The sequence below is a fragment of the Candidatus Accumulibacter vicinus genome (assembly GCF_000584955.1).
In the GTDB taxonomy this organism is placed as follows: Bacteria; Pseudomonadota; Gammaproteobacteria; order Burkholderiales; family Rhodocyclaceae; genus Accumulibacter; species Accumulibacter vicinus.
On sequence record NZ_JDSS02000011.1, the window covers coordinates 28,522 to 37,899 of the forward strand.

Below are 9,378 nucleotides of genomic sequence, written 5' to 3' on the forward strand. Positions count from 1 at the left end.
AGATTGGGACGGCGGCCGCTCGCCGCCAATATCCACTCGTAGCGCTGTTCAGCGGCCGGAGCCTCGTCACCGACGCGGACGGCGACCTCGTTGCCGATACGCCGGAGGTGCAGGTCGGACGCTCCCAGGCGTATCGACAGCTCCTGTGCGAAGACCTTGCGCGTTGCGGACTGCAGGACGGGGTCGGTGAGCGGGCCGACGCGCTCGCCGCGGCCGTAGACAGACACGCGCACGCCCAGTCGATGCAGGGCCTGCGCCAGCTCCAGCGCAATCACCCCGGTCCCGAGCACGGCGACCGACTGCGGCAGCGATTGCCAGGCGAAGACGTCGTCGTTGACGATCAGCCGATCGCCGGCGGCCTCGCGCCATTCGGCCGGCACGTTCGGGTGTGAGCCGGTGGCGATGACGATGCGCCGCGCCGTTACGCGCGTGTGCTCGCCAACCTGCAGCGTGTGGCGGTCGAGAAAGCGCGCGTGACCGCGCAGGCGGTGCTCGGCCGGCCAATGTTCCACCGCCTCGGTGACGAAGCCGACAAAGCGGTCGCGTTCGTCACGAACGCGCCGCATGACGGCGGCGCCATCGATGCGTAGCGAATCGACGACGACACCGAAGGCGTCGGCCTGCCTTGCCGCATGCGCGGCCTCGGCGGCGGCGATCAGCAGTTTGCTGGGCATGCAGCCGACGCGCGCGCAGGTCGTCCCGTACGGCCCGCCCTCGATGACCACGACGCTGCGCGTATGCGCCAGCGCGGCGCGGTAGGCGGACATTCCGGCGGTGCCGGCGCCGATAATGGCGACATCGACTTCCAGCGTGTTCATGGACAAGCCCCTTTCCTCGAGTCATTCCTTGCCGATGCCCGTTGCCGGCGAGCAGCGGCCATCGACGCGTTACAAGTCCAGCACCAGGCCCGCCGCGTTGCCGGCACCCGCCGCCGGCACCGAACAGCAGAGCAGAATCTCGTCGGTCGCCAGGGCGACGGCGGGCGGCGACGTGTAGCTGACCTGGCCTGCCAGCAGCCGGGTCTTGCAGGTGCCGCAGGAACCGCCCCGGCAACTGAATTCCGGTGTCAGGCCACGCGCTTCCGCCAGTTCCAGCAGGCTGCCGCCGCCCGGCTGCCAGCGGGCCTCCTTGGCCGACCGCGCAAACACGACCGCGACGGAAGTTTCGGCCACCGGCAGGGTGGGCAGTGGGTTTGCCGTGACCGCTTCCGCCACTCGCCGGCGCAGCGACGAGGGGCCAAACTGCTCCACGTGAATTCGCTCGTCGGCAATCTGCATCGCCCGCAAGCCGTCGTACAGGTCCTGAGCAAACGCCGCCGGACCGCAGAGGTAGAAATCAAAATCGTCGAAGGGCAGGATGGCCTTCAGCAAGGGAAGATCGATGCGGCCCTGAACGTCATAGTCGCCGCCGAGAACGGCCGTGGGCTCGGGCTGACTGAGAATGCGCAGCGCCTCGACCGCACCATCGGCACGCTCGATCAGTTCCTGGAGTTCGCTGTCGAAGGCCCGCTCGGCCAGCGTGCGCGACGCATGGACGAAGAAGGTCTGGCGGACGCGGCGGGTACGCACCCCTTCGTACACCACCTCGCGGAGCATGGCGAGCATGGGGGTGATTCCCACCCCGGCCGACAGGAGAACGAGCGGGCGGCGTTCATGCGGGTCCACGACGAAATTGCCCAGCGGCGCACGGGCCTCGATTTCATCGCCGACGGCGATGTGCTCATGCAGGAACTGCGAAATCCGTCCTTCGCGCTTGACACTGATGCGGTAGTAGCCATCCGACGGCGCCGCCGACAGGGTGTAGGTGCGAATGACAGGTGCGGCTCCCGCGGCGACCATCAGCCGGATGGGCAGGTGCTGCCCGGCCTCGAAGAGCGGCAAACCGGCGCCGTCGGCGGGTTCGAGATGAAAGGACTTGATCGTCGAGCTTTCGTCGGCGATGTGCGCGATGCGAAAGCGCCGCCACTGGTTGCGCAAGGCTTGTGCCTGCTGGCGAGCCAGGGCCTCTTCCCACGATCCGGTCAGCAGCGAATTGGGAGAGACCTCATCGAGACGCCAGCGCAGCTTCAGCACGCCGCGGCGGCGCACCGCCTTGACGACATGCAGACGCCAGAGCCGCTCGGCCCCCTGAAAACTGCTGACTTCGTCACCCGCCAGGACCAGTTCGGTACGGCCGCTGAGCTGCAACAGATCGCCATTGGCAAAGTCGATGAACAGCAGGCCCGCCCGCGGATTGACCTGCAGATTGCCCAGGGTGTTGAAATGCAGGTTGCCGGCAAAATCGGGGATGGTCAGGACATCGCCGTCGATACGCACGAAACCGGGCTTGCCGCCGCGATGCGAGGCGTCGACCTGGCGTCTGCCGGCATCCCCTTCCGGATCCACATAGCTGGCGACGAAGAAGGTATCGGCCGTCCGGATCAGGGCATTGGCCTCGGCGTCGAGGGTCGGCAGAACTTCCGCGTGACCGCTGAACGGCTCGGCGGGATCACCGGAAAACGTGAAGTTCCTTGCCTGAATGTATTGCGGGCAGTTGCCGAAGGCATGCTCGACCTGCAACGTCAACTGGCGGTTGTCGCGCGCGACCACTCTGCCATTGACGCGATTGCGGCGACGCGTCTGCAGCTCGATGCCGAGCACGCCGATGCCGTCGCCCGGCCTCAACGCGTCGCGCGCAGGGTCCCCCGGGCCGGGCAGGGCGTTGATCTGCAGGTGCCGCGCATCGGCTGACTGCGCCAGACCCGCGCGCGCCTCGACGAGCGTCGCCCAGGGATCGCCGGCCGAGTCCACGGCGGCGATCACCAGGAACGGAAGCTGCCGGTAGAACGTGCGATGTTGTTCCGGCATGTAGTCGCGGATGACCTGGCGGCCAAACACCTCCATGCGCTCGGCGACGCCGACGCTCTGTTGCAGCTCGCGTTCGCCGCGGTGCCAGGGGGAAACTGTTGCCGCGCTCATTCTTGCCGACTCCCGGTTGCGGTGCTCACGCCGCCAGTCCAGCGGCGGTCTTCTGCATGCCGACAAAGCCGGGCAGGGCTTCGATTCTCGCCAGCCAGTCGCGCACCTTCGGGTAGGCGTCCAGGGATACGTTGCCTTCGGGCGCATGCGCGAGGTAGGTATAGGCCGCCACATCGGCGATGGTCATCGCGTCGCCGACGAGGAAGGCGTGCCGCGACAGATTGCCCTCGATGACGCTCAGAACGGCGTGCGCAAGGGCAATCGCTTCGTCCGCATTCTTCTTCGCTCCGAATACCGTCACCAGACGCGCCACCGCCGGCCCGAAGGCGATCTGACCGGCGGCCACGGACAGCCACCTTTGCACCGCGGCGGCACCGACCGCATCGCTCGGCAGCCACTGCTCACCTCCGTACTGGCGAGCCAGATAGACGAGAATCGCGTTGGAATCGGCAACGATCGTTCCGTTGTCGTCGATCACCGGAACCTGGCCGAACGGGTTCAGGGCCAGGAACTCGGGTTGTTTGTGCGCTCCCTTCATCAGGTCGACGTCGACGAGTTGTGTCGGCAAGTCGAGCAGCGACAGCATCAGTTGCACGCGATGGGCGTGACCGGACAGGGGGTGACGATAGAGTTTGATGGGGGTAGCGGGTATGGCCGACATGACGATTCTCCAGAGAGTGGGGGACCAGGGGACGAGGCGACGACGCGGAGCAGGTGGCCGGAGGCCAATGCGGGCGCCAGTCACGGGTAGACATGGTCGGATCAAAATCGTGTGAGGGGAATCGCCGTGCGGCGCAAATCACCATTCCAGTTCCTGCAATAGTCCGGCAAGCAGTATTTTGAAGTGGCCCCCCGAAGTCAGGAGTTGCCTGCGATGATCCTCGTCAGAGACGAGGCGCACTCGCGTAGTGCGCATCACGCGTTTCGATGTGGCGGATCAGGAAAGCCAACAGCTTGCGCGCCTGCTGCGGTATCAGTTCGGTCTGGTCGATCTGATAGGTGTCGGTGATCGCGGTGAGGGTGTCCAGTATTTCGGCGTGGTCCTCGACATGCTCGTCGAAGCCATCGTAACTGTCGAGTCGCATCAGTAACTCTTCCGACAGGAAATGTGCCTTGCTGTACTCCACCAGGGTTTCCAGGATGTGACCGATTTCCCCGGGGTCGGCGTGTGCCTCGACGGCATCACACAAGGCGTTGATCAGGCCAAGCTGGACGCGGTGCTCGCCGTCCATGGTCGGATTCAATCCGGGACAATGTTCATCATCGACCTGTTGCATGCGCCATTCCTTTGATATAAGGCTCTTCTGAAATGTTGAGCGGTAGCATAGCATGCTGCTCCAGGGTCAGGGCTGCTTACGCCTCGCCGACCACGACGCGGCTGTCGCCGTCAAGCCGATATACTGGAATCACCAGGTTGGCCGGCGCCGGTCCACTACGGAAGACGCGCCCGGCAAGGTCAAATTTCGAGGTATGGCAGGGGCACAGAAACTCGCTGCGGATGCCGGGCCCGTTGCGCAGCTGTGGCGTACAACCCTGATGGGTGCATTGCCCGATGGCGACGAAGACATTGGGGTGCAGCGAACGATGGCGATTGCTGCAGTTTTCGGGTTGCAGCGAATGCTGGCAGTGTGGGTCGACGAGTTCACTTTCGTGATCGGCCAGGGCGCTGACCTCCTCAGCCGTTCGGCGCAGAATCCATAGCGTGCGACCCTGCCAGTCGAGCACCCGCAGCCTTCCTGGCAGCAGATCCGCGAGATCGGCAGCGACCGGGTTGCCGGTTGGCGGCCGGGCGTGTCCGGTCAGGTACTTGGCGGCGCCGACGCCTGTTCCAATGGCGCAGATCCCCGCCAGCACCTGCAGGCGACGACGTTGCGGGCGGGGCATCGGATCGTCATTCATGGCCGGATTGGAGAGGCCACTCGGGTGCCTGTGTATCAGGCGTCATGGAGGTGCAGTGCTCCGATCCCCGCACGCTCCGGGGATTTGTGGGTGGTTGGGAAGGTTTTCGGGAAGGTTCGAGTACCTGAGGGGTCCCCGGTCATGGCTTCCTGCCCCCGATCTTCGGCTCGCTGCCGGCCATCAGGCGTTGCAGATTCTGCCAGTGTTTACCGATCAGTGCCATGGCAATGAGGCCGACCACCAGCAGCATGGAATCGCGCCCCCACATGAGAAAGCCGTAAATCGGCGCTGCCGTTGCCGCCAGCAGGGCGGCCAGTGACGAATAGCGCAGTGTGAAGGCGACGAGCAACCAGGTGCCGAGGGTTGCCAGCCCCAGCCAGAGGTCGATGGCGAGCAGCACGCCGGCGGCCGTTGCCACGCCTTTGCCGCCTCTGAATCTCAGGAAAACCGGGTAGAGATGGCCGACAAAGACGGCCAGTGCAACGAGCCCGACGGTATAGCCGCCCAGACCATACTCGGCAGCATGGCGACTGGCAAGAAAGACCGCCAACCAGCCTTTGGCGGTGTCACCAAACAGGGTGAACAGAGCGGCGCCCTTGTGGCCGCTACGCAGCACATTGGTGGCGCCTGGGTTCTTCGAACCATAGCTGCGCGGGTCGGCCAGGCCGAAGAGTCGGCTTGCGACCAGTGCGAAGGACACGGAGCCGAGCAGATAAGCGGCAAGGACCGCAAGCAGAGAGATCAAGGGCGGCGGCATCGAGGGGTTTGGGTAGTCAGTAGTGCTCTGGGTTAGAATGCGCGCACTGCAATCGCGCTGCGGGCTGTGCACGCCCGACGGGCAATTCTACACCGACCTGACGTCTCACCACATGGACATCATCTTCATCGACGACCTGCGCGCCTCGACGCTGATCGGCATCTACCCGCGTGAAAGGGCCATGCCGCAAACGCTGGAAATCTCCTTGCAGATTGGCACCTCGACCGCCTCTGCAGGCGCCAGCGACGACATCGGTGATACCATCGATTACGCGCTGGTGGTCGAGCGTTTGCGTGCCGAACTCGGCGCCCGCCATTTCAACCTTCTCGAAAGGCTTGCCGAGTATGTGGCTACCCTGCTCCTGGAGGACTTCGGCGCCACCTGGGTGCGCGTCTCGATTGCCAAACTCGGCATGATGCACGGAGTGCAGCGCGTCGGCGTGGTCATCGAGCGAGGTGCTGCGGCCTGAGCGCTGCCACCTGGCAGCGCTCAGGAATGGCTCTGCTATCCGCCAGCCGCTGGAGAGCTTGCCGGGGGTTTGGCGGTGGCTGGCATGCTCAGCTCCAGTTCCTTGACTTTGGCGTCGGGGAGGATCTCCATCAGCGTCACGACCTTCTTGACGTCGCCGGTGGTTCGTGCCACCTGGATCGCTGTGTCGGCTTCGCGCTGGCTGACCAGACCCAGGAGATAGACGACCCCGGCTTCGGTCACTACCTTGACATGTACGGCGTTGAGATTGCCGGTGTCGACAAAGCGACTCTTGACCCGCGTCGTCACATACGAATCATTGCTGCGCGCCGAGAAGGAGCTGATCGGACCAACCACGAGTTCATTGTAAACCCCCTGGACCTGTGGCACCCCGGCGACGATCTGCCCGACTTCTGCCTTCATCTGTTCAGAGGGCACTTCTCCGGAAATCAGCACCTTGCGGTTATAGCTGGTGAAGCTGGTATGCGCCTGATCGCCGATCTTCTCGTGGACGCGTGCACTGGCTTTCCATTCGATGCTTTCATCGTCGGTTTGCGTTCCCAGCGACCGCCGATCGAGCGCCGCCAGAGCGCCACCGCCCGCACCGGCGGCGAGCATTGCCAGGCAACCCTGCAGCATCGGCAGCAGCAGCGCGCCGAGCAACAAGCTGGTGACGAGACTTTTTTTCATTCTTCGACTCCCATGAGCAGACAGTCCATCCCATCGCAAAGGCAATGGATGATCAGCAGATGTGTTTCCTGGATGCGCGCCGTGCGCTCCGCCGGTACGCAGACGTGGATGTCATCCTTGCGCAGGATTTCGCCGACCGTGCCCCCCCCCTTGCCGGTCAGGGCCACAACGCGCAGGTCGTTTTCGTGTGCAGCATTGATCGCCTCGATGACGTTTGGCGAATCGCCCGAAGTGGAGATGGCCACGAGAATGTCTCCGGGCTGCCCGAGGGCACGTACCTGCTTGGCGAAGACGAGCTTGTAACCGTAGTCGTTGGCGATCGCCGAGATCACCGAGGAATCAGTGGTCAGTGCAATTGCCGCCAGTTCGTGGCGCTCCAGCTCGAAGCGGCCGACCAGTTCGGCCGCCAGGTGCTGGGCATCAGCCGCCGAGCCGCCATTGCCGCAGGCGAGGATCTTGCCATTGTTCAGGAGGCAGCCGACCATCGCTTCGATCGCCTCGGCAATGGGCGCTGCCAGAAATTCGACGGCGTCAAGCTTGGTTTGTGCGCTCTCTGTGAAGTGCCCGCTGATACGGCTGATCAAATCCATGGGCTGTGACGATGTTCCGGGACAAGAAGGAAGGCCATTCTAACATCAGAGTACCAGGAACACCTCGAACTCGACGCGGCGCCAGGGATTCGGGTCGTCGCGCAGTCGGGAAACGCGCGCCTCGAGTTTCTCGCCGGCGTCGATTGCCTGCGCCACGGCACGGTTCTCGGCACGCGGGACGTAACCGAGGAGGCGCCCGTTCCATTCGACGCGGATGGCTTTGCGGTCATGGCGGTTGTCGGGTTCGCGGATCAGGATCAGGCGGTCGCCAGGCTTGATCTGCGACCACAGCTCGGCGACTGCGTAATACTGGCTGCCGGCCAGCGGCGAACTTTGCACAAGCACCCGGATCGTTTCAGCGGCGCCGGCATATCCGCCGAGGACCAGCCAGAGGAGGGGACTAATCAGTTGCCGGAAACGCATCGCAAATCCATTCGATGGCGGCCTCGGACAGTTCGTCGAACAGGATGCAGTCGAAGCGGCAGTCGGATTCCCGACCAGGATGGGTACTCAGGTAATGCTCCGCGGCGAGAACGATACGCCGCTGCTTGGCCAGGTCGATACTGGCGGCCGCGCCGCCGAAGCGGGCGTTGCGGCGCAGGCGCACTTCAACGAAGACGAGTACCTGCCGGTCCCGGCAAATCAGGTCCACCTCGCCACCCCGACAGCGATAATTGCGCAGCAGTACGTTCAGACCGTGCCTTTCGAGGAAGCGCGCGGCGAGTTCCTCGGCCATCGCCCCCGAAGCGGCTGGGCTGGCTAAACGAGCAAGGTATCCTGCTGGCCTGCGCGTGTTATCTTTAAGGCTCACCGGCAAGCTGATCTCCATGACAGAAGAATCTCCTGCATTATATGTCGTTCCGACGCCGCTCGGCCACCTTGGCGATATCACACAGCGCGCGATCGAAGTCCTGCAGCAGGTGCCCTGGGTCGCCGCCGAGGATACGCGTCACAGTGCACCCCTGCTGCGCCACTACGGCTGCAATGCGCGCTTGCTGGTGGCGCACCGGCATAACGAAGAAGGCGCCGCGCAACAGGTGATCGCGCGCCTTGCCGCCGGTGAGTCGGTCGCGATGGTCGTGGACGCCGGCACACCGGCAGTATCGGATCCGGGTGCGCGGCTGGTGGCGAAAGTGCGTGCTGCCGGCCATCGCATCATTCCGCTGCCTGGTGCCTGTGCGGCGGTGGTCGCGCTGTCTGCGGCAGGGCTCGACGAAGTTCGTTTTCTTTTTTACGGTTTTCTGCCGAACAAGGCCGGGCAGCGCGCAGCGGTCTTGCGGGAACTGGCGCCCCTGCCCTATGCACTGATCTTCTACGAGGCGCCGCATCGCATTCTCGAAGCCGTCGCTGCCCTGTGCGCGGCCTTTGGACCGGAACGTACGCTGGTTCTGGCGCGGGAACTGACGAAGCTGTTCGAAAGCATTCATTGCTGCGCACTCGGTGAAGCGCAGGCCTGGTTGCTGGCCGATGCCAATCGCCAGCGTGGCGAGTTCGTGCTGCTCGTTTCCGGTGCAGCACCGGTCGAGGAAAGCACCGAGGGCGAACGCGTGTTGCAGCTTCTGCTCGACGATGGCCTGTCGATCCGGCAGGCCAGCCGGCTGGCGCACGCGATTACCGGGGTCGGAAAGAATGCCTTGTATCAGCGGGCCCTGGGTTTGAAGGGGTCGGACGACCGGAGGAGAAAGGATGGCTGCAGCTCAAGCTGAATGAACGTACCGTCATCGTCGGCCAGGAAGTACGATTCAGTTTTCAAACAGCAGGGAGTGGGCAATGAACAAACAGGTTCCGGGGTTTTGTCTGGCGATGCTTGCCGCGGTGCTTGTGCAGGCCGGGCCGCCGGTACCCCGGCCTGCGGGCATCGAGGTCAGGGATTACCCATGGCAGGCGTCGACAGGGGAGAAGAGCGCAGCACTGGAGCTCAAGGGCAACCGGAAGCGCGGTCAGGAAATCTACGAGTTGTGCCGCAGTTGCCACCTGCCGTCGGCAGGCGGACTTTCCGACGGCAGCATCCCGCAGC

General features: G+C 64.3%; 12 protein-coding genes and 1 pseudogene. 3 read left to right on the plus strand and 10 right to left on the minus strand.

The features are described from left to right. From CAPSK01_RS02900 to plsY, 6 genes are all read right to left on the minus strand, one after another. Positions 1 to 818: FAD-dependent oxidoreductase (locus tag CAPSK01_RS02900; RefSeq protein WP_034922446.1), on the minus strand; the 818-nt coding region annotated here is incomplete at its 3' end. Between the two features lie 69 nt (positions 819 to 887). Further along, a complete protein-coding gene (locus CAPSK01_RS02905) occupies positions 888 to 2,957 on the minus strand; it encodes a pyridoxamine 5'-phosphate oxidase family protein (protein WP_034922261.1) in 2,070 nt (689 codons plus the stop codon). Positions 2,958 to 2,982: 25 nt separating this feature from the next. After that, complete coding sequence (locus tag CAPSK01_RS02910) at positions 2,983 to 3,618, minus strand: glutathione S-transferase (RefSeq protein ID WP_034922265.1); 636 nt, start codon at positions 3,616 to 3,618, stop codon at positions 2,983 to 2,985. Positions 3,619 to 3,841: 223 nt separating this feature from the next. After that, positions 3,842 to 4,234 (minus strand): hemerythrin family protein, encoded by a 393-nt coding sequence (locus CAPSK01_RS02915; RefSeq protein WP_034922270.1) that lies wholly within the window; start codon positions 4,232 to 4,234, stop codon positions 3,842 to 3,844. Between the two features lie 76 nt (positions 4,235 to 4,310). Beyond that, positions 4,311 to 4,841: a ubiquinol-cytochrome c reductase iron-sulfur subunit gene (gene petA / locus CAPSK01_RS02920; protein WP_273702988.1), complete on the minus strand. Its 531-nt coding sequence runs from the start codon at positions 4,839 to 4,841 to the stop codon at positions 4,311 to 4,313. 154 nt (positions 4,842 to 4,995) lie between these two features. Further along, entirely contained in the window at positions 4,996 to 5,613 is a 618-nt protein-coding gene (plsY, locus tag CAPSK01_RS02925) for a glycerol-3-phosphate 1-O-acyltransferase PlsY (protein WP_034922278.1), read from the minus strand. Between the two features lie 112 nt (positions 5,614 to 5,725). Between plsY and CAPSK01_RS02930 the strand changes: the two genes are divergently transcribed. Next, the gene (locus CAPSK01_RS02930; RefSeq protein WP_034922449.1) at positions 5,726 to 6,082 is read left to right on the plus strand and encodes a dihydroneopterin aldolase; all 357 of its coding nucleotides are present in this window, start codon (positions 5,726 to 5,728) and stop codon (positions 6,080 to 6,082) included. A 35-nt stretch (positions 6,083 to 6,117) separates the two neighbouring features. Here CAPSK01_RS02930 and CAPSK01_RS02935 read toward each other — a convergent pair whose 3' ends face one another. Genes CAPSK01_RS02935 through CAPSK01_RS02950 form a run of 4 tightly spaced genes read right to left on the minus strand, consistent with a single transcriptional unit; the run spans position 6,118 to position 8,190 of the window. Then, positions 6,118 to 6,771, minus strand: a complete 654-nt coding sequence (locus CAPSK01_RS02935; protein WP_034922281.1) for a BON domain-containing protein — start codon at positions 6,769 to 6,771, stop codon at positions 6,118 to 6,120. Then, positions 6,768 to 7,361, minus strand: coding sequence for a phosphoheptose isomerase (locus CAPSK01_RS02940; RefSeq protein ID WP_034922285.1), 594 nt, complete (start codon positions 7,359 to 7,361; stop codon positions 6,768 to 6,770). The genes CAPSK01_RS02935 and CAPSK01_RS02940 overlap by 4 nt, the downstream gene beginning before the upstream one ends. 45 nt (positions 7,362 to 7,406) lie before the next feature. Beyond that, on the minus strand, positions 7,407 to 7,784 hold the full coding sequence (locus tag CAPSK01_RS02945) for an HIRAN domain-containing protein (RefSeq protein ID WP_034922288.1): 378 nt from the start codon (positions 7,782 to 7,784) through the stop codon (positions 7,407 to 7,409). Then, a complete protein-coding gene (locus CAPSK01_RS02950; RefSeq protein ID WP_034922291.1) occupies positions 7,762 to 8,190 on the minus strand; it encodes a YraN family protein in 429 nt (142 codons plus the stop codon). Before CAPSK01_RS02950 ends, CAPSK01_RS02945 begins: the two co-directional genes overlap by 23 nt. Between CAPSK01_RS02950 and rsmI the strand changes: the two genes are divergently transcribed. Further along, positions 8,189 to 9,067, plus strand: coding sequence for a 16S rRNA (cytidine(1402)-2'-O)-methyltransferase (rsmI, locus tag CAPSK01_RS02955; protein WP_034922294.1), 879 nt, complete (start codon positions 8,189 to 8,191; stop codon positions 9,065 to 9,067). The genes CAPSK01_RS02950 and rsmI overlap by 2 nt on opposite strands. 64 nt (positions 9,068 to 9,131) lie before the next feature. Next, positions 9,132 to 9,378 (plus strand): annotated as a pseudogene (locus tag CAPSK01_RS02960) (cytochrome C); the annotation flags it as partial.

Excerpts from the sequence above, each read along its gene's own strand:
- CAPSK01_RS02905 (WP_034922261.1), bottom strand. The coding sequence starts at position 2,957 with ATGAGCGCGGCAACAGTTTCCCCCTGGCACCGCGGCGAACGCGAGCTG.
- CAPSK01_RS02910 (WP_034922265.1), bottom strand. The coding sequence starts at position 3,618 with ATGTCGGCCATACCCGCTACCCCCATCAAACTCTATCGTCACCCCCTG.
- CAPSK01_RS02915 (WP_034922270.1), bottom strand. The coding sequence starts at position 4,234 with ATGCAACAGGTCGATGATGAACATTGTCCCGGATTGAATCCGACCATG.
- petA (WP_273702988.1), bottom strand. The coding sequence starts at position 4,841 with ATGCCCCGCCCGCAACGTCGTCGCCTGCAGGTGCTGGCGGGGATCTGC.
- plsY (WP_034922278.1), bottom strand. The coding sequence starts at position 5,613 with ATGCCGCCGCCCTTGATCTCTCTGCTTGCGGTCCTTGCCGCTTATCTG.
- CAPSK01_RS02930 (WP_034922449.1), top strand. The coding sequence starts at position 5,726 with ATGGACATCATCTTCATCGACGACCTGCGCGCCTCGACGCTGATCGGC.
- CAPSK01_RS02935 (WP_034922281.1), bottom strand. The coding sequence starts at position 6,771 with ATGAAAAAAAGTCTCGTCACCAGCTTGTTGCTCGGCGCGCTGCTGCTG.
- CAPSK01_RS02940 (WP_034922285.1), bottom strand. The coding sequence starts at position 7,361 with ATGGATTTGATCAGCCGTATCAGCGGGCACTTCACAGAGAGCGCACAA.
- CAPSK01_RS02945 (WP_034922288.1), bottom strand. The coding sequence starts at position 7,784 with ATGCGTTTCCGGCAACTGATTAGTCCCCTCCTCTGGCTGGTCCTCGGC.
- rsmI (WP_034922294.1), top strand. The coding sequence starts at position 8,189 with ATGACAGAAGAATCTCCTGCATTATATGTCGTTCCGACGCCGCTCGGC.
- CAPSK01_RS02950 (WP_034922291.1), bottom strand. The coding sequence starts at position 8,190 with ATGGAGATCAGCTTGCCGGTGAGCCTTAAAGATAACACGCGCAGGCCA.